Origin of the sequence: Nakamurella multipartita DSM 44233 (assembly GCF_000024365.1) — a bacterium.
GTDB lineage: Bacteria > Actinomycetota > Actinomycetes > Mycobacteriales > Nakamurellaceae > Nakamurella > Nakamurella multipartita.
On record NC_013235.1, the window covers coordinates 4,146,495 to 4,170,017 of the forward strand.

Annotated in this window: 20 protein-coding genes; 8 read left to right on the top strand and 12 right to left on the bottom strand. The window is 72.2% G+C overall.

Translation table 11 applies throughout. The features are described 5' to 3' along the window. Positions 1–22 precede the first annotated feature (22 nt). On the bottom strand, positions 23–445 hold the full coding sequence (locus NAMU_RS18695; protein ID WP_083785896.1) for a DUF3099 domain-containing protein: 423 nt from the start codon (positions 443–445) through the stop codon (positions 23–25). A 147-nt stretch (positions 446–592) separates the two neighbouring features. After that, positions 593–1,186 carry an HhH-GPD-type base excision DNA repair protein gene (locus NAMU_RS18700; RefSeq protein WP_015748905.1) on the bottom strand — a complete coding sequence of 198 codons (594 nt, stop codon included), beginning with the start codon at positions 1,184–1,186 and terminating at the stop codon, positions 593–595. Between the two features lie 93 nt (positions 1,187–1,279). Between NAMU_RS18700 and NAMU_RS18705 the strand changes: the two genes are divergently transcribed. Both NAMU_RS18705 and NAMU_RS18710 read left to right on the top strand, forming a co-directional pair. After that, complete coding sequence (locus NAMU_RS18705; RefSeq protein ID WP_138180339.1) at positions 1,280–1,750, top strand: hypothetical protein; 471 nt, start codon at positions 1,280–1,282, stop codon at positions 1,748–1,750. 70 nt (positions 1,751–1,820) lie between these two features. After that, entirely contained in the window at positions 1,821–3,350 is a 1,530-nt protein-coding gene (locus NAMU_RS18710) for a DUF7782 domain-containing protein (RefSeq protein ID WP_015748907.1), read from the top strand. Here the strand turns inward: NAMU_RS18710 and NAMU_RS30600 are convergent. Next, entirely contained in the window at positions 3,316–3,588 is a 273-nt protein-coding gene (locus NAMU_RS30600; RefSeq protein WP_407669253.1) for a hypothetical protein, read from the bottom strand. The two genes, NAMU_RS18710 and NAMU_RS30600, sit on opposite strands and share 35 nt — an antisense overlap. Before the next feature lie 162 nt (positions 3,589–3,750). On the opposite strand from NAMU_RS30600, the gene NAMU_RS18720 reads away from it, so the two are divergent. The 3 genes from NAMU_RS18720 (at position 3,751) to NAMU_RS18730 (ending at position 7,532) form a co-directional block, all read left to right on the top strand. Further along, positions 3,751–4,254: a D-aminoacyl-tRNA deacylase gene (locus tag NAMU_RS18720; protein ID WP_015748909.1), complete on the top strand. Its 504-nt coding sequence runs from the start codon at positions 3,751–3,753 to the stop codon at positions 4,252–4,254. A 393-nt stretch (positions 4,255–4,647) separates the two neighbouring features. Continuing rightward, positions 4,648–5,652, top strand: coding sequence for a sigma-70 family RNA polymerase sigma factor (locus tag NAMU_RS18725; protein ID WP_015748910.1), 1,005 nt, complete (start codon positions 4,648–4,650; stop codon positions 5,650–5,652). Between the two features lie 197 nt (positions 5,653–5,849). After that, positions 5,850–7,532 (top strand): MFS transporter, encoded by a 1,683-nt coding sequence (locus NAMU_RS18730; RefSeq protein WP_015748911.1) that lies wholly within the window; start codon positions 5,850–5,852, stop codon positions 7,530–7,532. 94 nt (positions 7,533–7,626) lie between these two features. Here NAMU_RS18730 and NAMU_RS18735 read toward each other — a convergent pair whose 3' ends face one another. From NAMU_RS18735 to NAMU_RS18745, 3 genes are read right to left on the bottom strand one after another with little or no spacing between them, the layout of a single operon-like run. Next, positions 7,627–10,308, bottom strand: coding sequence for a bifunctional acetate--CoA ligase family protein/GNAT family N-acetyltransferase (locus NAMU_RS18735; protein WP_015748912.1), 2,682 nt, complete (start codon positions 10,306–10,308; stop codon positions 7,627–7,629). Next, positions 10,301–11,482, bottom strand: coding sequence for an acetoin utilization protein AcuC (locus NAMU_RS18740; RefSeq protein WP_015748913.1), 1,182 nt, complete (start codon positions 11,480–11,482; stop codon positions 10,301–10,303). The genes NAMU_RS18735 and NAMU_RS18740 overlap by 8 nt, the downstream gene beginning before the upstream one ends. A 9-nt stretch (positions 11,483–11,491) precedes the next feature. Continuing rightward, the gene (locus tag NAMU_RS18745; RefSeq protein WP_015748914.1) at positions 11,492–12,397 is read right to left on the bottom strand and encodes a sulfurtransferase; all 906 of its coding nucleotides are present in this window, start codon (positions 12,395–12,397) and stop codon (positions 11,492–11,494) included. Positions 12,398–12,545: 148 nt separating this feature from the next. Here NAMU_RS18745 and NAMU_RS18750 point away from each other — a divergent pair, with 148 nt between their 5' ends. Genes NAMU_RS18750 through NAMU_RS18760 form a run of 3 tightly spaced genes read left to right on the top strand, consistent with a single transcriptional unit; the run spans position 12,546 to position 15,412 of the window. Continuing rightward, entirely contained in the window at positions 12,546–13,235 is a 690-nt protein-coding gene (locus NAMU_RS18750) for a metal-dependent transcriptional regulator (protein WP_015748915.1), read from the top strand. A gap of 34 nt (positions 13,236–13,269) precedes the next feature. Continuing rightward, positions 13,270–14,490: a cation:proton antiporter gene (locus NAMU_RS18755; RefSeq protein WP_015748916.1), complete on the top strand. Its 1,221-nt coding sequence runs from the start codon at positions 13,270–13,272 to the stop codon at positions 14,488–14,490. 22 nt (positions 14,491–14,512) lie between these two features. Continuing rightward, positions 14,513–15,412, top strand: a complete 900-nt coding sequence (locus tag NAMU_RS18760) for an NAD-dependent protein deacetylase (RefSeq protein ID WP_015748917.1) — start codon at positions 14,513–14,515, stop codon at positions 15,410–15,412. A gap of 70 nt (positions 15,413–15,482) precedes the next feature. Here NAMU_RS18760 and ileS read toward each other — a convergent pair whose 3' ends face one another. From ileS to ftsZ, 6 genes are all read right to left on the bottom strand, one after another. Continuing rightward, complete coding sequence (gene ileS / locus NAMU_RS18765) at positions 15,483–18,686, bottom strand: isoleucine--tRNA ligase (RefSeq protein ID WP_015748918.1); 3,204 nt, start codon at positions 18,684–18,686, stop codon at positions 15,483–15,485. Positions 18,687–19,034: 348 nt separating this feature from the next. After that, positions 19,035–19,691, bottom strand: a complete 657-nt coding sequence (locus tag NAMU_RS18770; RefSeq protein WP_015748919.1) for a DivIVA domain-containing protein — start codon at positions 19,689–19,691, stop codon at positions 19,035–19,037. Between the two features lie 155 nt (positions 19,692–19,846). Continuing rightward, on the bottom strand, positions 19,847–20,146 hold the full coding sequence (locus NAMU_RS18775) for a YggT family protein (RefSeq protein WP_015748920.1): 300 nt from the start codon (positions 20,144–20,146) through the stop codon (positions 19,847–19,849). Between the two features lie 145 nt (positions 20,147–20,291). Then, a complete protein-coding gene (locus NAMU_RS31505; protein ID WP_015748921.1) occupies positions 20,292–20,900 on the bottom strand; it encodes a cell division protein SepF in 609 nt (202 codons plus the stop codon). A 146-nt stretch (positions 20,901–21,046) separates the two neighbouring features. After that, complete coding sequence (gene pgeF / locus NAMU_RS18785; RefSeq protein WP_015748922.1) at positions 21,047–21,814, bottom strand: peptidoglycan editing factor PgeF; 768 nt, start codon at positions 21,812–21,814, stop codon at positions 21,047–21,049. Between the two features lie 38 nt (positions 21,815–21,852). Beyond that, positions 21,853–23,190, bottom strand: a complete 1,338-nt coding sequence (ftsZ, locus tag NAMU_RS18790) for a cell division protein FtsZ (RefSeq protein ID WP_015748923.1) — start codon at positions 23,188–23,190, stop codon at positions 21,853–21,855. Positions 23,191–23,523 lie beyond the last annotated feature (333 nt).

Genomic DNA, 23,523 nt, shown 5'->3' on the forward strand with positions numbered 1-23,523 from the left:
GGACGGCGGTGCGGCGGTCCGCTCAGCGCGGGTCCGGATCGACCGCCGAATCGACGATCTCGTGCCGGCCGGGCGGCAGCGCCCGCTCCGGGTTGACGGTCACCGGAGCCATCCGCTTGCGCTTCTGGGCGGGCCGGTCGTTGGCGATCAGCACCGCCATCCAGGGCAGCGGGATGGACAGGGCGGCGATGGTGATGGCCAGCCACGGGGTTTGGTAGAAGAAGGCGGCCAGGATCAGGCAGGGGATGCGCAGGCCCATCATGATCGAATACCGGGTGCGGCGGGACCGCAGCTGGTCGTCGTAGGAGGGTTCGGCCGCCGTGATGATCGCGGCCGCCGGAGCCTTGCGCGAACTGCGTCCGCCGTTCGCCGGGGCCGGTCCCCCCGACGGGTTCGCGGACGGGTTCACCGTCGGGCCTGCTGTCGATTCCGATCCGAGGGTCATGGCGTGTACACCGCTTTCAGGTCTCCTGTGCGACGCCCACGAGCCGTTGACGCGTCGCTACCGCAGCGGGCTTAGCCAGCCACCAGGCTGCCCGCCGACCACGCTACGCCCAGCCGGGACCGGTCAACCGGTCCGGGGCGGAGCCGCTCAGTTGCCGGCTGCCCGGGCCGCCGCCTTGGCCGCCTTCTTGGCCGCGCGCACGAGTTCGAGCGAGGGCTGATCGACCACGTCGGCGACCGATCGGTGGCTGCCCGCCTCGCCGTAGATCCCGGCCGCTTCCCGCCAGCCGGCCGGCTGGACGCCGTACTGCTTGCCCAGCAGGGCGAGGAAGATCGGCGCCTTGGCCGGCCCGAAGCCGGGCAACGCGGCGATCCGGGCCAGCAGCTCCTGGCCGTCGGCGACGTCGGACCACAGGTTCGCCGCGTTGCCGTCGTAGCGGTCGGTGAGTACCTGGCAGGTGGCCTGGACCCGCTTGGCCATGGCCGCCGGGAATCGATGGACGGCCGGGCGCTGCGCGCACAACGCGGCGAACTCCTCCGGATCGGCCTGCGCGATCGCCGGCACGTCGAGCCGCCCACCCATCCGCTGGGCGATCACCGCGGGCCCGGCGAACGCCTTCTCCATCGGCACCTGCTGGTCCAGCACCATGCCCAGCAGCAGCGCATTGGGGTCGGCGGCCAGCAGCTCGTCGGCGGCCCGGTCACCGGTCAGGTACAGCTCGGAGGCGGTCATGCCGAGCATTGTCCATTCCGCCGTCCCCGGTGGCGATCGATCCCCTGGGGTTGCCCGGTCGGATCGATGGTCGAATCGCGGCCGGGCACCTACCCTGGCCCTATGACGTCCAGTTCGGCGCTGACTCGGAGTTCACCCTCGCCAGGACCGGTGGCCGATCAGCCGCGGGCGTTGCCGCCGCTGGCCTTTCGCCAGGTCGAGTTGTCCGGCCTGGGCTGGGCCGCCATCGTGCTGCCGGGGGCGGTGGCCGGGGCGAGCGCCGGTCTGGCCTTGACCCGCGGGCGGCTGCGGCCCGGTCCGCTGGCCGCGGCCGGTCTGGCCGGGGCCCTGCTCGGCGTGGCCGTCGCCCGGGTCGTCGACGAACTGCGCTGGCGGCGCAGCGCGATCTGCCTGGAATTGGCCGAACCGGATGCGGTGCTGGACCTGCTGCAGGCGGTGCGCGCCGAGGGCGTGCACGCCGACATGATCCGGGCGTCCGACGGCCCCGCCGGCGCCGGCGCCGGATATGCGTTGCGCTACCGGGCCCGCGACGACCGCCGGGTCCGCGCCGTGCTCTCCGCCCAACTGAGCTGAGGGCCGGCCCCACCCCGACCGAGGCCGGCCCGTCGACCGGCGCCGCCTGCCCGCATGGTGAGCTGACCGGGTGAACGCTGCGAACCCGGACCGGCCGGCCGGCCTCCCCCTGACCGACCTCGAGATCGTCGACCGCCTGGGCGAGGACCTGCGGACGGGCGGCTTCGACGCCACCGGAGTCCCGGAGCTGCTGGGCGCGGCCGCCCACCGGGCGCTGGGCCGGGGTGAGCCGGCCGCGGCGCTGCGCGCCACCCGCGACGGATCGACCCGGTCCACCCTGGTCCGGTTGTTCCTGCTCGGCGCGAACGCGGCGGAGCGGGCCGTGGCCCGGGCGCTGCCGGCCACCGGGGTGGCCGCCGCACTGGCCCAGGGCGTGCTGGAGCGCGACGGCGACGAACTCCGGGCCGCGCTGGACATCCGCCCGCACGCCGCCGATGACGAGGAGTTCCTGCTGGTCTCCGACCTGGACTCGGATGTGCGGCCCGGCCCGGTACGGCCCGATCACGTGCTCGGCCTGGGTTCGGCCTCGATCACGTTGGCCCGGGCGATCGTGCGCGACCCGGTGACCACCGCCCTGGACCTGGGCACCGGCTGCGGCATCCAGGCGCTGCACCTGGCCGGACACGCCGGGTCGATCGTGGCCACCGACATCAGCCCGCGCGCGCTGGCGTTGGCCGGCGCCACCGCCCGGCTCAACCAGCAGCACTGGGACCTGCGGGCCGGGTCGCTGTTCGACCCGGTGGCCGGTGAGCAGTTCGACCTGATCGTGTCCAACCCGCCGTTCGTCGTCGGCGACGGCACCACCCGGTTCACCTACCGCGACTCCGGCCTGCCCGGCGACGGCGTCGGCCGGGCCATCGTCGAAGGGGCGCGCACGCACCTGCGGCCCGGCGGGACCGCGCAACTGCTGGCCAACTGGCTGGTCGTCGACGACGGCGACTGGCGCGACCGGGTCGGCGGGTGGGTCGCGGCCAGCGGTTGTGACGCCTGGGTGGTGCAACGGGAGATCGCCGACCCGGTCGAGTACGTCGGCCTGTGGTTGGCCGACGCCGGGGAGGACGCCAAGTCCGGGGGCGACCGGGCGCGGGCCCACCGGCTCGCGCAGGACTGGCTGGACTATTTCGCCGCGCAGCGAATCACCGGCATCGGCATGGGCATGATCACCTTGCGCCGCACCGACGCCGACGACCCGTCGATCAATCTGGACGAGATCACCGACGACCCGGTCACCGGCACCGAGGTCGGCGCGTTCCTGACCAACCGGGCCTGGGTCGAGTCCCGCACCGACGCCGAACTGCTGGGCCAGCGGTTCCGGCTGGCCGACCAGGTTCTGCTCGAACAGAGCGCATTGCCCGGCCCCGAGGGGTGGGACGTCATGCTGCGCCTGGTCCGCCGGCTGGGCGGCGCCGGCGCGACCCTGCAGGTCGACGAGTGGGGTCAGTCCCTGCTGGCCGGATGCTCCGGCGCCCTGCCGCTGGCGGTGCTGATCGAGTTACTGGCCGGAGCCCACGCGGTACCGGCCGGCGCGCTCGCCGAGGCCATCGTGCCGGCCGTCCGGGTCGCCGTCACCCGAGGGCTGCTGGTTCCGATCGGCGATTGAGCGCGCGGCCCCGCCGGCCGACCGTCAGGGCGGCGCGGACCGCACCGATCGAGGCGAACGACAGGATGGACCCGACGGAGGCGAACGACAGGATCGACCCGAGTGAGAACGCCGACCAGAGTGAGAGCACCGACCCCGTCGATCCGATGGACAGGATCGAGCCGGACGAACCGATCGACAGGATGGACCCGGCCGAGCCGATCGACAGGATCGAGCCCGCGGATCCGATGGACAGGATCGACCCGGCCGAGCCGGCCGGCCCCGGGTCGCCGTGCCCCGTCGCCCCATGCTTGCCGAGCCCGTGCCTCTTCGGCCCATGCTTCATCGCCCCATCGTGCCGCAATTGGCCCGCCGTGGCCTGCTCTCACCCGGACGTCGCCGACCTGACAGCATCACCGGCATGCGTGCCGTGGTGACCCGAGTGCTCTCCGCCAGTGTGACCGTGCCCCGCCCGAACGCGACCGGGCACGACACCACCAAGACTCAAGGCCCCGGGGACGACCGCGCCGGCACGGACGAGGCTGCGGGCGAGGTCGTCGGGCGGATCGACCGGCCGGGTCTGCTCGCCCTGATCGGGGCCACCCACACCGACACCCCCGAGACCGCCCGGGCGATGGCCGCCAAGCTGCACGAGCTGCGCATCCTGCCGGGCGAGGTCTCCTGCGCCACCACCGGCGCTCCCCTGCTGGTGGTCAGCCAGTTCACCCTCTACGCCCGCACCGACAAGGGCCGCCGGCCCTCCTGGGACCTGGCCGCCCCGCGCGAGAGGGCCGAGCCCCTCGTCGCCGAAGTGGTGGACGAGCTGCGGCGGCGCGGCGCGCCGGTGGCGACCGGCCGCTTCGGCGCCACGATGCGCGTCGCCAGCGTCAACGACGGCCCGTTCACGGTGCTGCTCGAGCTCTGATCGACCTCCCGTCGGCGAGTGTGACGTACCTCACTCGCATCGGCATTCGCGTGACCGCCCCGGTGCCCGGACGTCTCCGAATCAGAAAAACAAGGGGAAATAAGGCCGACGACAACAGCGGGTCGGCGCCGGCGGCCCGTTTCCCATGTAGTTCCCATGACCGCCACACGGCGGGTCACAGCCCGTCGGGATTGGGTATGTCGAACGGACGAAGGGCAGTCGCAATCCGGCCGTCGGGGTGCTTCAGCCGACATCGGCCGGGGAACTAAATCGGAACTGACAGACGTTCGAATAGTCAGCGGGTCAGCAGCAAACGGTCCGCCACGAACGTGACGAAGGGAGCATGACATGGCCGCACCCTCATACGACCTCGATACTGCGAGCCGCACCACCATGACCACGACCGCGAGCACCACCACCACCGCGACCACGGCGACTGCCGCGACCACGCGCACCGTCAGCCACGACGAGGACCTGGACGCCCAGGGCCCCTCCGCCGACCTGGTCCGCGTGTACCTCAACGGCATCGGCAAGACCGCGCTGTTGACGGCCGAGCAGGAAGTCGAGCTGGCCAAGCGGATCGAGGCCGGCGTGTTCGCCGCGCACGTGCTGGAGTCCGACGTCGAGATGTCCCCGCAGCGCCGCAAGGATCTGCGGATGGTCGTGCGCGACGGCGGCCGGGCCCGCAACCACCTGCTGGTGGCCAACCTGCGCCTGGTGGTCTCGCTGGCCAAGCGGTACACCGGCCGCGGCATGCCGCTGCTGGACCTGATCCAGGAGGGCAACCTGGGCCTGATCCGCGCGGTCGAGAAGTTCGATTACACCAAGGGTTTCAAATTCTCCACGTACGCCACCTGGTGGATCCGGCAGGCGATCTCGCGCGGCATGGCCGATCAGGGTCGCACCATCCGGCTGCCCGTCCACCTGGTCGAGCAGGTCAACAAGCTCTCCCGGCTCAAGCGGGAACTGCACCAGCAGCTGGGCCGGGACGCGACGCTGGCCGAGTTGGCCCACGAGTCGGGCATCCCCGAGGAGAAGATCGCCGATCTGCTCGACCACGCGCGTGACCCGGTGAGCCTGGACATGCCGGTCGGGTCCGACGAGGAGGCGCCGCTGGGCGACTTCATCGAGGACAGCGAATCCACCTCGGCCGAGGCCGCGGTGGTCGCCGGATTCATGCACGACGACATCAACCGGGTCCTGCGCACGCTGGACGACCGCGAGCAGACCGTCGTGCGGCTGCGGTACGGGCTCGACGACGGCCGGCCGCGCACGCTCGACGAGATCGGCCGGCACTTCGGCATCTCCCGCGAGCGGGTGCGGCAGATCGAGCGCGACTCGATGGCCAAACTGCGCGTCGGTGATCGTTCCGAGGTGCTGCGCTCGTACGCCAGCTGAGCTTGGCCGAGCTGACGATGACGCTGTAGCGGCGAGCGCCTCGACAACGAGGTTCTGCGCGCCGTCGCCCAGAGGGGCCGGGTCTGTTCACACGGACCCGGCCCTTCGCCATCTGCCCGCACCGTTTGTGGGACCGATCGGGCGAATCACCCCAACCGGATGCCGCCCGGGGGCCATCGGCTTGCCAGGATGAGCGGATGACCACCTCCGCGTCCACCGGCGCCGCTGCGGCCACCGCTCGTTCCGGGGCCGGTCTCGTCCTGGCCGTGCTGGCGGCCAGCCAGTTCCTGATGACGCTGGACAGTTCGGTGATGAACGTGTCCATGCCCACCGTCGCCGCGGACCTGGGCACCACGATCACCGGCATCCAGACCGCGATCACCATGTACACGCTGGTGATGGCCACCCTGATGATCACCGGCGGCAAGCTGGGCACGATCATGGGCCGCCGCCGGGCCATGGGCATCGGCCTGGTCATCTACGCGGCCGGCTCGTTCACCACCGGCATCGCCCAGAACCTGACCCAGCTGCTGATCGGCTGGTCGCTGCTGGAGGGCATCGGCGCGGCCCTGATCATGCCGGCCATTGTGGCCCTGGTCGCCTCGAACTTCCCGGCCGACAAGCGTTCGGCCGCCTACGGTCTGGTCGCCGCGGCGGGTGCGGCCGCGGTCGCCGTCGGCCCGCTGATCGGCGGCGCGGTCACCACCTACGCCTCGTGGCGGTACGTCTTCTTCGGCGAGGTCGTGATCGTCCTGCTGATCCTGGCCGTGCTGCGCAAGCTCAACGACGTGGCCCCGCAGCCCAGCCGGATCGACCTCTTCGGGTCGTTGCTGTCGGTGGTCGGCCTGGGTCTGTTCGTCTTCGGCGTGCTGCGCTCGAGCGAATGGGGCTGGGTGATCGCCAAGCCGGGCGCACCGGCCCCGTTGAACGTGTCGCTGACCATCTGGTGCATGGCCGGCGGGCTGCTGGTCGTCTACGGCTTCCTGCGCTGGGAGAGCCGGCTGGAGGCCGCGGCCAAGGACGACCCGACGGCGCTGCAGCCGCTGCTGCGGCCCAGCATGCTGGCCAACCGGCAGCTGACCGGTGGCCTGGGCATGTTCTTCTCCCAGTTCATGATCCAGGCCGGGGCGTTCTTCGCGGTCCCGCTGTTCCTGTCCGTGGTGCTGGGCCTGACCGCCATGCAGACCGGGGTGCGGCTGGTGCCGCTCTCGATCGCCCTGCTGGTCACGGCGATCGGGGTACCCAAGGTGTGGCCCAAGGCCAACCCGCGGCGGGTGGTCCGGCTCGGGCTGCTGCTGATGATCATCGGGATCGGCTTCCTGGTCGCCGGCATGGATCCGGACGCCGACGCCAGCGTGATGACGATCCCGATGATCCTGATGGGCCTAGGCCTGGGCGCGCTGGCCTCCCAGCTCGGCGCGGTCACCGTGTCGGCGGTGTCCGAGAGCGAGACCGCCGAGGTCGGTGGCCTGCAGAACACCGCGACCAACCTGGGCGCCTCGATGGGCACCGCGCTGATCGGCTCAGTGCTCATCGCCACGCTGAGCAGTGCGGCGTTGACCGGGGTGGCCAGCAGCCCGGAGATCAACGACGCGCTCAAGTCGCAGATCTCCACCGAACTGGTCGGCGGGGTGCCGTTCGTCTCCGACGAGCAGGTGGCGACCGCCCTGTCCGCGGCCGGGGTGAGCCAGTCCGAGATCGATGCCATCACCGAGATCAACGCGCAGGCCCGGCTGGAGGCGCTGCAGGTGGCCTTCGCGCTGGTCGGCTTCATCGCCATCGGGGCGCTGTTCTTCTCCACCAAGCTGCCCACGGTCGCCCCCGGCTCGACGGTCGCGGCCGCCGGTCCCGACCCCACCGGTCCGCCCAAGCGCGACTGACGCCCGGCCGGTCGGGGACGGGCCGGTCGACCCCCGGCACGGTCAGCCGGTCGGGCCAGCCGGCTGGGTCAACCGGTTCGATCAGCCGGTTCGATCAGCGCAGCCGGCGACGCCAGTCGTCGAACGCCGACGGCGGCCCGATCCGGGCCCGGGCCCCGGTGATCGCAATCCCGCCCGGTCCGGCCAGCACCGGCTGTAGCTGCAGTTCCAGCAGCTCGGGGACGTCGTCGGCCAGCGCGGACAGGCGCAGGGCCAAGTCGATCAGCGGCTCCTTGGGCACCGTGCGGGCGCCGCGGTAGCCGTCCAGCAGTGGCGCGGCCCGCGGGGCGCCGATCAGGTCGGCGGCATCGACATCGGTCAGCGGCACCGCCCGGTACGCGCGGTCGTCGAGCAGCTCGGTGGCCATCCCGCCGATGCCGAAGGAGACCAGTGCCCCGAACGAGGGGTCGGCGGTGATCCGGAAGACGGTGGGCACCTCGGACTTGGCCCGCGGCACCTCCCGCTGCACGTACAGCCACGGTCCGGCGATCGCCGACAGGCTCTCGTAGCCGTGCCGGAGCTGGCTGTCGGTGTGCAGGCCCAGCCGGATGCCGGCCTGGTCGATGCGGTGCCGCAGCGCGTCGTCGAACGACTTGAGGGCCACCGGGTAGCCGATCTCCTGGGCCGCGGCCACCGCCTCATCGGCCGAGCCGATCGCCCGGAAGTCCTCGATCCGGATGCCGTAGCCGGCCAGCAGGGTCACCAGTTCGGCGTCGGTCATCGCCCGGGCCGGGTCCTGCGGGGCCCGCATGCCCTCGACCGCGGCCCGGGCCGCGGCGGCCGCCGCCCGGCGATCCAGGCCCGGCAGGTCGGGCACGGTGCCGGCCGGGCGGGCCAGCCAGGCGCCGTAGCGAACGCCGAAGGCCAACGCGGCCACCGCCCGTTCCAGGGTCCGGTAGGAGGGCACCGACCCGCGCGCCGGGTGCCCGTGCTCGTCGAGGACGGCCAGGTGGGCGTTGAGCCCGTCGACGGCCAGGAAGGTGGTGACCGCCGGGATCGGCGCGCCCCGCAACGCGTCCCGCAGGGCGGCCGCGTGTTCGTGCCCCTCGGTGGCCACCGGCGGCACCCACCCGACGACCAGGGCATCCAGGTCGTCACGGTGGGCCATCTCGCGCACGGCGGCGGCCAGCTCGGCGGCGCTGACGCCGACGCCCAGATCGACCGGTGAATCAGGGTCGACGATCAGGCCGGCGTCCAGGCAGAAGTCGACCGCCAGCACGCCCAGCGCGCTGGAGTTGCCGACGATGCCGATCCGGTTCCCCCGTGGCACCGGCTGGGTGGACAGCAACTGGGCGACGTCGAAGGCGGCGGTCAGCCCCGGGGTGCGGATCACCCCGGACTGTTCGAACAGGGTCGCGACCACGTCCTCGGACAGGGCGGAGCCCTGCAGGCCGACCACCGTCCGGGCGTGCCGGCCGGACTTGACCGCGATCACCGGCTTGGTCCGGGCCAGCACCCGGGCCAGCCGGGCGAACTTGCGCGGGTTGCCGAACGATTCCAGGTACAGCAGCACCAGTTCGGTGCGGTCGTCGCCGTGCCAGTACTGCAGCAGGTCGTTGCCGGAGACGTCGGCCCGGTTGCCGGCCGAGACGAACGTCGACAGGCCCAGGCCGCGGGCCGCGGCGTCGGCCAGGATGGCCACGCCCAGCGCGCCGGACTGGCAGAAGAACCCGATCCGGCCGGGCGGCGGGACCACCGGCGCGAGCGAGGCGTTGAGCCGCACGGCCGGGTCGGTGTTGATCAGGCCGAGGCAGTTGGGACCCAGCAGCCGCATCCCGGCGCCGCGCACCACGGCGGCCATGTGCCGCTGCGCCGCCGCGCCGTCGTCGCCGGCGTCGCTGAACCCGCCGGTCATCACGACCAGGCCGTGCACCCCCTTGACCCGGCAGGCCTCGACGATGTCGGCGACCGTGTCGGTCGGCACGGTGACCACGGCGACGTCGACCGGGTCGGGAATGTCGTTGACGGTCGGGTACGCCCGCACCCCGCGCACCGACACCGCGTCCGGGTTGACCGGGTAGACCGGGCCCCCGAAGTCCTCGCGCAGCAGGTTGACCAGCACCGCGTGCCCGATCTTGGTGTGGTCGGCCGACGCGCCGATCACCGCGATCGAGCGCGGCGCGACCAGCCGGGCGATCGAGCGGGCCTCGGCCCGGTGCTCCCGGGAGAGCACGACGGCCCGGGACTTGTCGGTGGGCGCGATGTCGAAGACCAGGTCGATCACGCCGGAGTCGTACTCGCGGTGCACCGAGTAGCCGGCGTCGATGAACACCCGAACCATCTGGGTGTTCTCCCCCAGCACCTCGGCGGTGAACCGGCGGATGCCCCGCTCCTGCGCGGCCGCGGCCAGGTGTTCCAGCAGGATCGAGCCGAGCCCGCGGCCCTGCTGGGAGTCCTCGACCAGGAACGCGACCTCGGCCGAATCCCGGTCCCCCGACGGGTCCCGATGGGCGGTGCCGGCGGCGATGATCTGCTCGCCGAGCATCACCACCAGCCCGATGGCGGTGTCGTGATCGACGTCGGTGAACACCGCGACCTGGGCGTCGGAGACCTGCTTGACCGGCGAGAAATACCGCAGATAGAGCGATCGGGCACTCACCCGGCCGTGCATGGCGCGGATCCCGGCGGCGTCGTCGGGCGTGGCCGGGCGCACGTGGGCCACCCCGCCGTCGGTGAGCACGACGTCGGCCTCCCACTGCTGCGGGTAGGCCGGCCGGGCCGGCGCCGGGTCAGTCACGGGGATCCCGCGGGTCCAGCCCGTGCAGCGGGTAGACGGCCTCCCGGGTCTGCAGGATGGCCCGGTCCACGGCCATCTCCTGGTGCCCGGCCCACGGCTGGTAGCCGACGACATCGGGTGTGCCGTCGGACATGTCGATGGGCAGTTCGACATCGGGCCGGGCCGCGGCGGCCCGGGCGATCCAGTCCGGCGGCATCGGGGTGCCCGGGTGCAGGTCCCGGCCGGCGACGATGGCCAGCAGGTGGGTCCAGGCCCGCGGGACCACCCGGACCGGCGAGTACCCGCCGCCGCCCAGGGCCAGCCACCGGCCCCCGGTGAACTCCTCGGCGAGGTCCCGCAACGCCAGGTAGGTCGTTCGCTGCCCGTCTACGGTCAGCATCAGGTCGGCCAGCGGGTCCTCCCGGTGCGCGTCGGTGCCCTGCTGGGTGACCAGGACCTCGGGCCGGAACGCGCGGACGACGCCGGGTACCACCGCGTGGAAGGCCCGCAGCCAGGCGGCGTCCCCGGTGCCGGGCGACAGGGCCACGTTCACCGCGGTGCCGCTGGCCGCCCCGACCCCCAGCTCGGTCGGCCAGCCGGTTCCCGGAAACAGGGTCAGCGGGGACTCGTGCAGCGAGATCGTGAGTACCCGGGGGTCGTCGTAGAACGCGGCCTGGACCCCGTCGCCGTGATGGGCGTCGACGTCGATGTAGGCGATGCGGTTCACCCCGGCGTCCAGCATGGCCGTGATGCCCAGCGCCACGTCGTTGTAGACGCAGAATCCGGAGGCGTGATCGGGCATGGCGTGGTGCAGGCCGCCGCAGAAGTTGACGGCCCGGTCGACCTCGCGGTGGGCGATCGCCCGGGCGGCGTCGATCGACCCGCCCGCGATCAGCGCCGCGTTCTCGTGCATGCCGGGGAAGATCGGGTTGTCGTCGGTGCCCAGCCCGTGCCCGACCGCCATCGGCACCGGCCCCGAGGCGGCCCGCACGGCCTCGATGTAGCCGGCCGTGTGCACCCGGCCCAGGGCGGCGTCGTCGGCCACCTCGGGCACCAGCACCTCGTAGTCGTCGAGCACGCCCAGCTCGCCGGCCAGCGCCCAGGTCAGGTCCCAGCGCAGCGGGTGCAGCGGGTGATCCCCGCCCAGGTCGTAGCCGAGCATTCGTCGATCCCAGACCACCAGCGGCGCCGCCATCGAATCAGGCTAAACCTCCGCCCCGGGACGGCCCGCGCCGGTGGCGACCGGCCGGCCCAGCGCGCACCACTGCGAGTACGAGCCCGGGTACAGGGCGGCCCGCCGGCCGACCAGCTCGGCGGCCAGCACCAGCTGGCAGGCGGTCACCCCCGAGCCGCAGGACGCGATCGCCGGGGTGCCGTCGGTCAGCCCGACCGCCTGCAGCACCGTCGCGATCTCCGCGGCCGGCCGGTAGGTGCCGTCCGGGCGCATCAGCTCGCCGATGGGCAGGTTGACCGCGCCGGGGATGTGCCCGGCGACCGGGTCCAGGGGTTCGACCTCGCCCCGGTAGCGGGCGGCTGCCCGCACGTCCAGCAGCACGGGGTGATCAGCGGCCCCCTGCGCATCGATCCCGCTGCCGATCGCGCGATCGACCTCCTGGACCGTGACGGTCGGCATCGCCCCCGGTCGCACGGTGACCGAGCCCGCGGCCGGCGGGGCGGCCAGGCCGGACTCGGTCGGCCGGGCCGGGTCGGCCAGCCAGGCCGGAAGGCCGCCGTCCAGCACCCGGACGCGGGCCAGGCCGGACCAGCGCAGCACCCACCAGGCGCGGGCCGCGGACAGGCCGGATCCGCCGTCGTAGACGACGACCGGCGACTGGTCGGTCAGGCCCAGCGCGCGCAGCGCCGCCTGCAGCGACTCGGCCGGCGGCAGCGGGTGTCGGCCGCCGGGTCCGGCCGCACCGGCCAGGTGCCGGTCCAGGTCCAGGAACCGGGCACCGGGGAGGTGGCCGGCCACGAAGCCCGGTTCGTCGCTGCCGGCCAACGACCAGCGCACGTCCAGCAGGATCGGCGCAATCCGGTCGGGGCGCGGGCCGGCCAGTTCGTGAGCCAGTTCGTCGGCCCTGATCAACGGTGGCGCCGGTGAGGGTTTCATCGCCGACTATTGTGGAGTACTCGCGATGGAAAGGGGTTGCGCACGCCCGGAAGGGTGTGCCTCGGGTCCCCACCAGACCCACCGACCACCACCGCGTCGGGCCCGCCGCTGAGTAGGATCGCGAGCGCCAAGAAGGGGAAACGCCAGCGTGAACGACCTGATCGATACGACCGAGATGTATCTGCGGACCATCTTCGAGTTGGAGGAAGAGGGCATCGTTCCGCTGCGCGCCAGGATCGCGGAGCGGTTGAACCAGAGCGGGCCGACGGTCAGCCAGACCGTCGCCCGGATGCAGCGGGACGGCTTGCTGGTGGTCTCCGACGACCGGCACCTGGAGCTCACCGACCTGGGCCGGGATCGCGCGGTCGCCGTGATGCGCAAGCACCGGCTGGCCGAACGGCTGCTGCTGGACGTGATCGGGTTGGACTGGCAGGACGTGCACGTCGAGGCCTGCCGGTGGGAGCACGTGATGAGCGAGCAGGTCGAACAGCGCCTGGTCACCCTGCTCGGCCACCCCCGCACCTCGCCCTACGGCAACCCCATCCCCGGCCTGGATCATCTGGGCGAGTCCACGCCCCCGGTCACCGAGACCCATCGCGACTTGATCGGCGCCGACGTCGCCGCCGGGCGCGGCGGCCGGTTCGAGGTCCGCCGGATCATCGAGATCGTGCAGAACCAGCCCGTGGTGATGGACCGGCTGCACCGGGCCGGTGTGGTGCCCGGAGCGGTGCTGGAGTTCGAGGTCCGCGGCGACACGATGGTCGTCGTCGACGGGGCGATCACCACCGAGCTGTCCCCCGAGATCGCGCACGGGATCCACGTGCGACCGGCCGCCTGAGGCCGGGAACGCGAGCCGGCCCCGGGGGGTCGAGGTGGACCTGCCGCTGAGCGTGCTGGTGATGTTCCCGTTGCTGGCGGCGATCGCGCCGATCCTGGCCGCGGCCGCCGGGCGGCTCGTGCGGATCCCGCTGGTGGTGTTCGAGATCGTGCTGGGCATGGTGTGCGGCCCGGCGGTCCTTGGCTGGGTCACGCCCACCGGCACCACCGAGAAGCTGGCCAACCTCGGGCTGTGCATGCTGTTCTTCCTGGCCGGCAACGAGATCGACTTCCGCCGCATCCGCGGCCGGCCACTGAACTCCTCGATCGTCGGCTGGCTGTTCGCCCTGGTGCTGGGGGTGGGCGCGGCGTTCGCGCTCGCCCCGCAACCGGCCGCGGCGATCTTCATCGGGGTGGCCCTGACCAGCACCGCACTGGGCACGCTGATGCCGATCCTGCGGGACGCCGGTGAACTGCGCACGCCGTTCGGCGCGGCCGTCATCGCGATCGGCGCGGTCGGCGAGTTCGGCCCGCTGATCGCGATCTCCCTGTTCCTGTCCGGGCGGCAGCCCGGGGTGGCCACCGTCGTGCTGCTGGGCTTCGTGGTGATCACCGCGGTGGCGATCGTGCTGGCCGGTCGCGGCCCGCACGCGGGGCTCACCTCCCTGGTCACCGCGACCCTGCACACCAGCGGTCAGTTCGCCGTCCGCCTGGTGATCTGCCTGCTGTTGTTGCTGGTCGCGCTGAGCCTGCTGCTGGGCCTGGACATGCTGCTGGGCGCCTTCGCGGCCGGGGTGATCGCCAAGCTCCTGCTGGCCGGGGCGCCGCCCCGGGACAAGGAGTCGATCGAGGGCAAGCTCGAGGCCGTCGGCTTCGGGTTCCTGGTGCCGATCTTCTTCATCAGCACCGGGTTGACCTTCGACCTGGACGCCCTGCTGGCGCAGCCGCTGACGCTGGTGCTGGTCCCGGTCTTCCTGGTGCTGCTGCTGGTGGTGCGCGGCTCGTCGACGCTGTTCACCTCGCGGGGACTACCCGGGGCCGACCGGCGCGCGGTGATGCTGCTGGGCGCCACCGGGTTGCCGATCGTCGTGGCCGTCACCGACATCGGCGTCGATTCCGGCGATCTACCGGCCGGGACCGCCGCGGCCCTGGTCGGTGCGGCCATGCTGTCGGTGCTGCTCTACCCGTTGATCGGGCTCGCGCTGCACCGGCGGGCGCCCGACGGCGGCGTCAAACCGGCCGATCGGGACGTGCCGGAGATCGCCGAGGAAGGCTGAGCGCGGCCGTACTCTCGATGGGGTGACGGTCACCCCCACCGCGGCCGGCCCCGCCAGTGCTGATGTCCGCATCCCCGACACCCCGCGCACCGGCACGCCCAGCGCGGCCCTGCTGGCCGCCGAGCAGGCCGCCGACGTGCTGGCCGGACGCCGGCTGGTGGTGCTGACCGGCGCCGGTCTGTCCACCGATTCCGGCATCCCCGACTACCGCGGCCCGGACAGCCCGCCCCGCTCCCCGATGACCTACGACGAGTTCGTCTCCGGCTCGCGGGCGCGGCAGCGGTACTGGGCGCGCAGCCACATCGGCTGGCAACGGCTGGGCAGCGCCCAACCCAACCAGGGACATCACGCGCTGGCCGCGCTGGAATCCGCCGGCGTGGTCCGCACCCTGATCACCCAGAACGTCGACGGGCTGCACCGGGCCGCCGGCAGCCGCACCGTCATCGACCTGCACGGCCGGATCGACCAGGTGATCTGCCTGCGCTGCGGCGTCCTGTCCGGCCGGCTGGAGCTGCACCACCGGCTGGACGAGGTCAACCCCGACTTCGCGACCCACGCCGACGTGCGCACCGCCCCCGACGGCGACGTCGAACTGGAGGACACCAGCGAGTTCGTCCTGGTCGACTGCCGGGTCTGCGGCGGGGTGCTCAAGCCCGATGTGGTGTTCTTCGGCGAGAACGTGCCCAAGGCGCGGGTCGATCAGGTCTACACCGCGATGACGACGGGGCAGGCCCTGCTGGTGGCCGGCTCGTCGCTGACCGTGATGTCGGGCCTGCGGTTCGTCCGGCACGCGGCCAAGCTGGGCTGGCCCATCGTCATCGTCAACCGCGGCATCACCCGGGGCGACCCGCTGGCCCGCGGGCGGGTCGACGCCGGCTGCACGCCGACGCTCACCGCCCTGGCCGAACGCCTGACCGGCTGACCGACAGGCCAGCGCCCGCGCCGACTGAGGGGGATTCGGCCCGCGAGCGAGCCGAATCCCCCGGTCCTGGCTAGGACCCGCTGGGGGCCTTGCGCAGCTGCACCCGGATGGCGGCGTCGACGCCGGTACCGGCGACCAGGTCGGCGGCACCGAGCGCGTCGGCCGGAGCCGGCTCGAGCGTGGCCGCGTTGACCGCGAGCACCTGATCGGCGAGCCACCCCCACCGCCCGAGTACGGCCGACCGCGCGATGGCGTCGTCGCTCACCACGAACAGCTCGATCCGGTCCGAGACGTCCAGGCCGGCGCTCTTGCGCAGGTCCTGCACGCCCCGGGCGACGTCGCGAACCAGGCCGTCGGCGACCAGGTCGTCGTCCAGCGTGGTCTCCAGCGCGACGAACCCGCCGGCGGACAGCAGGCCGACCGCGTCGGAGGACGCGCCGGCGGCGGACAGTTCCAGGGTGTACTCCCCGTCCGCCAGCACCACGTCACCGCAGGTCACGGTGCCGTCTTCGGCCACCGACCAGTCGCCGGACTTGGCCGCCTTGATCACCTGCTGGACCTGCTTGCCCAACCGGGGACCGGCGGCCCGGGCGTTCACCGTGAGCCGGCGGGTGACCCGCTCGTCGTGCTCGGCCAGCTCGCTGACCAGCACCGAGCGCACGTTGACCTCGTCGGCCAGCAGCGCCGCGAATGGCTCCAGCGCGGCCGCGTCCCGCACCGCGACGGTCATCGACGACAGCGGTTGGCGGACCCGGAGCTTGCCGGCCTTGCGCACCGACAGGGCGACCGAGGCGACCTCGCGGACCTCGTCCATCACCGTCACCAGCTCGGCATCCAGCGGCAACTGGTCGGCCGGCCAGTCGGTCAGGTGCACGGACCGTTCGCCGGTAAGCCCCCGGTAGATCACCTCGGTGGTCAGCGGCAGCAGCGGCGCGGCCACCCGGCACAGGGTCTCCAGCACCGTGTGCAGGGTGTCGATCGCGTCCTGGTCGGCGTCCCAGAAGCGCTGCCGGGACCGCCGGATGTACCAGTTGGTCAGGACCTCCAGGTAGACCCGGACCGCGGCGCAGGCGCCGGCCAGGTCATAGGCGTCCATCGCCGCGGTGACCTCACCGGTCAGCTCCGCCGTCTTGGCCAGGATGTAGCGGTCCAGCACGTCGGTCGAGTCGGTCCGGATCGACCCGGCAACTCCCCCCGCATTGGCGTACAGGGACAGGAACGACCAGGCGTTCCACAGCGGCAGCACGGCCTGGCGGACGCTGTCCCGGATGCCCTGCTCAGTGACGACCAGGTCGGCGCCGCGCAGGATCGGCGAGGACATCAGGAACCAGCGCATCGCGTCCGAGCCGTCCCGCTCGAACACCTGCCCCACGTCCGGGTAGTTCCGCCGGGACTTGCTCATCTTCTGCCCGTCGTCGCCCAGCACGATGCCGTGGGCCATGCAGGTGACGAACGCCGGCCGGTCGAACAGCGCGGTGGCCAGCACGTGCAGGGTGTAGAACCAGCCGCGGGTCTGCCCGTTGTACTCGACGATGAAGTCGCCCGGGTAGTGGTCCTCGAACCACTCGCGGTTCTCGAACGGGTAGTGCACCTGGGCGTAGGGCATCGAGCCGGACTCGAACCAGCAGTCCAGCACCTCGGGTACCCGGCGCATGGTCGAGCGCCCGGTCGGGTCGTCCGGGTTGGGCCGGGTCAGCTCGTCGACCATCGGCCGGTGCAGGTCGCTCGGCCGCACCCCGAAGTCGCGCTCCAGCTCGTCCAGCGAGCCGTACACATCGGTCCGCGGGTAGGTCGGATCGTCCGAGGTCCAGACCGGGATCGGCGAGCCCCAGAATCGGTTGCGGGAGATCGACCAGTCCCGGGCCCCCTCCAGCCACTTGCCGAACTGGCCGTCCTTGATGTGCCCGGGCACCCAGCTGATCTGCTGGTTCAGCTCGACCATCCGGTCCCGGAACTGGGTGACGGCCACGAACCAGGACGAGACCGCCCGCTGGATCAGTGGGGTGTCGCAGCGCCAGCAGTGCGGGTACGGGTGCTCGTAGGAGTCGCGGCGCAGCAGCAGCCCGGCCGCCTTGAGGTCGGCGATGATCGGCACGTTGGCGTCGAAGACCTGAAAGCCCTCGTAGGCGGGCACCTGCGCGGTGAACCGGCCCTGCCCGTCGACCGGGTTGACCACCTCGATGCCGGCGGCGTCGGTGACGGCCTTGTCCTCCTCACCGAAGGCCGGCGCGATGTGCACCATGCCGGTGCCGTCCTCGGTGCTGACGTAGTCGGCGGTCAGCACCTGGTGCGCGTTGTCCCGGCCGACGAAGAAGTCAAAGGGCGGCGTATAGCGCACCCCGACCAGCTGGGCCCCGGTGTAGCGGGCCAGCACGGCCGGCTCCTCCCCCAGCTCCCGGGCGTAGGCCCCCAGCCGCGCCTGCGCGAGCAGGTACCGCCCGGCGAACGGGCCGGCCGACTCGACGACGACGTAGTCGATGTCCGGCCCGACCGCGGCGGCCAGGTTGGACGGCAGGGTCCACGGGGTGGTCGTCCAGACCAGCGCGTTGACCCCGTCCAGGGCCGGGTCGTCCGAGCGCAGGCGCAGCGAGACGGTGACCGCCGGGTCCTGCCGGGACCGGTAGGTGTCGTCCATCTTGGTCTCGGTGGCCGACAGCGGCGTCTCGCAGCGGATGCAGTACCAGAGCACCCGATAGCCCTCGTAGATCAGGCCCTTGTCCCACAGCGTCTTGAAGGCCCACATGACGGACTCCATGTAGTCCAGGTCAAGGGTCTTGTAGTCGTTCTCGAAGTCGACCCAGCGGGCCTGCCGGGTGACGTACTCCTGCCATTCGTGGGTGTACCGCAGCACCGACTGGCGGCAGGCGTCGTTGAACGCCTCGATGCCCATCCCGACGATCTCGGACTTGTGCTTGATGCCCAGCTGGCGTTCGGCCTCCACCTCGGCCGGCAGACCGTGGGTGTCCCAGCCGAAGCGGCGTTCCACCTTGCGACCGCGCATGGTGTGGTAGCGCGGCACCACGTCCTTGACGTAGCCGGTGAGCAGGTGCCCGTAGTGCGGCAGGCCGTTGGCGAACGGCGGGCCGTCGTAGAAGACGTACTCGTTGCTGCCGTTGTCGCCGGCGGCGCGACGGTCGATCGAGGCCTGGAAGGTGCCGTCCGCGGCCCAGTGGGCCAGGACCTGCCGCTCCAGGGCGGGAAAGTCGGGGTGGGTGGCGACCTCGGTCGCGCCGGCGCGGGGGTAGGCGTTCGGGTGGTCGGCGGTGCTCGCCATGCTGGGCACTCCTCGTCGCTGCAGGTCATCCGACACTGCAGGGACGAGGCCCGACCGTGTCCGGTCGCGCCCCGCGGTACCACCCCGCTTGCCCGGGTCCGCGCTCTGCCGAGCACGGGCCGGACCACTCATTGCGCCGGCTGTGTCGGGCCGGACCCGTTCGGGTCTAGTGAGAGAGCCCGCCGCGGTGGCGACGGGCGCTCCGTTCTTCCGAATGGCTCGCCGGTGATGGCCGGGTCACTGCCGTCGTGCAACGTTCACCAACAGATCTGAATCAAGCGTAACGCCGCCGGTCCAGGGATATTCCCGGCCCTGGCCGGGATCGGCCGGGAATCGACCGGAAATCGATCAGTCGCCGGGGCTGGTGGTCACCGCGATCGGCTGCTGCTCGCGGGATCCGCCGTCGTCGAGCTGGGCGAGCTGGTCGCTGATCCAGCTCTTGAGCCGGCCGCGGTACTCCTTCTCGTAGCCCCGCAGGTCCTCGATCTTCTTCTCCAGGCCGACCTTCTCGGTGTCCAGCCGGCCGAGGGTCTCGTCGTAGCGAGTCTTGGCCTCCCGGTCCAGGTTCTCGGCCTTGGTGCGGCTGTCCCGCTCGGTGGCCTCGGCCCGCGCGGTGGCGTCGGAGAGCAGGGCCTCGGCCTGGCTCTTGGCGTCGGCGACGGTCTTCTCGGCCTCGGCGGTGGCCTCGCCGGTGACCTTGTCCGCCTCGGCGCGCGCCTCGGAGGTCAGCCGGTCGGCGGTCTCCTGGGCCAGCCCGAGCAGGCGGGCGGCGGCGGTGTGCGCCTCACCGGTGGACAGCGGGGTCTCCGCCTTGGTCAGCGGCACGGTCTGGCCACCGGTGGTGGCGCCGCCGGCCTTGAGTTCGGCGTTCTCCTCGATGAGGCGGGCCAGCTCGGCCTCGACGACGTCCAGGAAGGCGTCGACCTCGTCCTCGTCATACCCGCGCTTGCCGATCGACGGCTTCTTGAAGGCAACGTTGTGCACGTCGGCTGGGGTCAGCGGCATGACTTACTCCTTGATGGCTCTACTCAACTGCGCTGGTACCGGGGCGATCGCTCACTTCGTCGAGCAGCACTCGCCGTGATCGTCTCGGCCAGGATAGTCGGAACCGCCGCCCATCGAGCCGCCATTCGCGGTCCGGGCGGCCACCGGGGGTGAGCTCACAGCGCGCCGAGCGCGAGCCGCCAGACCACTTCCATCAGGATGTAGACGATGATGAGCAGCACGATGATGCTCAGATCGAAGCCGACGCCGCCCATCCGGATGGTCGGGATGATCTTGCGGAACAGCTTCACCGGCGGGTCGGTGGTGACGTACAACACTTCCATCGCCACCGCCGGCGTGCCGGCCGGACGCCACGTCTTGGCGAACATGCGGACGAACTCGATGACGATCCGGCCGAGCAGGGCGAGGCGGAAGAGCCAGAGCAGGAGGTAGACGACCTGCCAGAGAACGTTCACGCCTCCACTTCTACCTGATCGAACGCGCGGAATTCCACCCGCGCGCCCAGACCGGGTCGGGCCGACCGCCAGCGGCCGGCGGCGGCCGGCAACGCCGAACACGCCGGTCCCCAGGTGCGGGGCCGGCGTGTTCGGGTACAGACGGTCAGCGGCCGGCGCGGCTTCCGGCGTAGGCCGGGCGGGCGCCCGGGTAGGCGGCGTAATCCGGCTCGTAGGCCGGCAGGTCGGCCATGTCGGTGTCCGGGGGCAGCAGCATGAACACCTTGGTCGTCACCTTGTCGATGGACCCGCGCAGGGCGAACGCCAGCCCGGCGGCGAAGTCGACCAGGCGACGCGCGCCGGCGTCGTCCATCTCGGTCATGTCCAGGATGACCGGCTTGCCCTCGCGGAACTTCTCGCCGATCACCCGGGCCTCGCTGAACCCGGTCAGCTTGACCGTGACCGGACGGGCCGCACCGGTGGACTCGGCGTACTCGCGACGGACCTCGGGGCGGGCCTGGACGGCCAGCGCCCCCTGGGTCATCGGGGCCTCGTACCCGTCCGGCACGGCCCGGGGGGCCGATCCGTAGGGCGACTGCCGAACCTGCTCACGGGCGTAGGCCTCGTCGTACTCGGGAGCCCGGTCGGCCTCGTACCCGTCCGGGTAGCCACCTTCGTGGTACTGCCCCTCGTGGTACTCCTCGCCGTATTCATCCCGGCGGCCGTCCTCCGGGACCAGCCCGAGGAATGCCCCCACCTTTCGCCACGATCCCATGCCCGTCCCGATCCTTCCGCTGTCGATCACTGCCACTGCGCTGACCCAGGGCCGTCTGTCAGGCCCGTCCAGCGGAGCCGCCCGGCCTGTTCGAGACCACTCGAAACGCAGGCCGCGCGAACCGTTTTCCACGCCTGCCGGTGAGGCTATCCCCGATCCGGGGACGGACTGTGGTGCGACACACCCGACCGGTCACCCGGCCGCAAAGACCCGTCCGAGGCCATCCAGATCAGGCCGGCCTGACGCCCGGTGGGGGCGCCTCGCCGGTGGCTGAACAGGTCGGGATCGGTGCGGGTGCAACGAGTGTCGACGTGCACCGCGCGGATGCCCAGTCCGGTCAGCTGTTCGGCCAGCCCGGCCCGCAGATCCAGCCCGGGCGTGCCCTGTTCGGTGCGGCCGGCCGAGCCGGGCAACGCCTGATCGACCTCGTCCCGCAGCGCCGCCGGGACCTCGTAACACCGCCCGCAGATCGCCGGGCCCAGCCACACCGTGATGGCGGCCGGATCCGCGCCGCAGCGCGTCATGACCTCGATCAAACGGGCCCCGATGCCGTCGGCGGCACCCCGCCGGCCGGCGTGCGCGGCGCCCACCACCCCGGCCGCCGGGTCGGCGGCCAGCACCGGCACGCAGTCCGCGGCCAGCACCGCCAGCACCAGCCCGGCGGTGGTGGTGACGACGCCGTCGCACTCGGGCAACGGCTCGTCCGGCGGCCCGTCGACGATGCGGACGATGCTGCTGTGCACCTGGTGCAGCCAGACGAACCGATCCGCCGGCACACCCACCTGCTCGGCGACCACGGCCCGGTTGACCCGGACGGCGGCGGGATCGTCGCCCACCGCGCCGCCGAGGTTCAGCTCGTCGTAGGGCGCCGCGGACACGCCTCCGCGCCGGGTCGTGAACAGGGTTCCGATCACCGGCGCGGAGGGCGGGGCTGGGGCGGTCGAGCCGACGCTCAGCGCTTCATGAACGACGGGACGTCCACGTCGTCGTCGTCCAGGTCGAGCTGCTGACGCCCGCGGGCCGGCGGCATCCCCTGCTGCGGGTGAGCCGGCGGCTGGGTCGGGTACCGGCCCGGCGCCTGCTGCTGGTACGCCGGCGCCGCGCCGCGCGAGGGCGGCGGCGGGGTGCTGGCGTACTGCGGCTGCGGCGGCATCTGCGGCTCGACCCGCTGCGGGTGCGAGGAGAAGCCACCGTTGCCGCTGTTGGCCAGCGCGCCGTCCAGGCTCGGGGTGTGGCCACCGTTGTGTCCACCACCGTGGCCACCACCGAGCCGGCCGCTGGGTCCACCCAGCCGGTCGGCCGAGGCCCGGGCCCGCTGGTCGATGCTCGGCGGCAGCACCGACGGGCTCGAGTCGAAGCCGGCGGCGATGACGGTGACCCGCACCTCGTCGCCGAGCGAGTCGTCGATGACGGTGCCGAAGATGATGTTGGCGTCCTCGTGGGCCGCCTCCTGCACCAGCGAAGCGGCCTCGTTGATCTCGAACAGGCCCAGGTCGCTGCCGCCGGCGATGGACAGCAGCACGCCGTGCGCACCGTCCATCGAGGCCTCCAGCAGCGGCGAGTTGATCGCCTTCTGCGCGGCCTGGACCGAACGGCCCTCGCCGCGGGCCGAACCGATGCCCATCAGCGCGGTGCCGGCCCCGGCCATCACGGACTTGACGTCGGCGAAGTCGACGTTGATCAGACCGGGGGTGGTGATCAGGTCGGTGATGCCCTGGACACCGTTGAGCAGCACCTCGTCGGCCGAGCGGAACGCGTCCATCAACGAGACGCCCATGTCGCCCAGCTGCAGCAGCCGGTCGTTGGGGATCACGATGAGGGTGTCGCACTCGTTGCGGAGCATCTTGATGCCCTCTTCGGCCTGCCCGCCGCGCCGCCGACCCTCGAACTGGAACGGCCGGGTGACCACACCGATGGTCAGGGCGCCGAGCTTGCGGGCGATGGAGGCGACCACGGGGGCGCCACCGGTCCCGGTGCCACCGCCTTCCCCGGCGGTGACGAAGACCATGTCGGCACCCTTGAGCACCTCCTCGATCTCCTCGCGGTGATCCTCGGCCGCCTTGCGGCCGACGTCCGGGTTGGCCCCGGCCCCCAGGCCACGGGTCATCTCCCGGCCGACGTCCAGCTTGACGTCGGCATCCGACATCAGCAGGGCCTGGGCGTCGGTGTTGATCGCGATGAACTCGACCCCGCGCAGGCCGACCTCGATCATGCGATTGATGGCGTTCACGCCGCCGCCGCCGATGCCGACGACCTTGATGACGGCCAGGTAGTTGTGCGGTGGCGTCATTCGCCTTCGCCTTTCTGTTCGGCCCGACCGCGGACGGACTGGCGGACAACCAGTCGACCCACGGGCCGGGCCACTCGACTACGGATGCACCGTGCCTGACTCAACTGCCCCGTTCGGCGTGTCGAACCCTCAACCTCAACCATACGGTTATAGTTATGTCAGGTGGTGGCGCTGGGGTTGAAGGTAGGTCGGGCGGCTCGGGAGGCTTCGGAGGCGCGCCGCGCGTCGCGTCAGTTTGTCGCGACTCCGATCGTCGACCGTGCGCCGTCCGTGCGCCGGCCGGTCGTCGTGCATGGGCGCACCGCGCGTCCGGCCGGGTGTCGGACCGCCGGG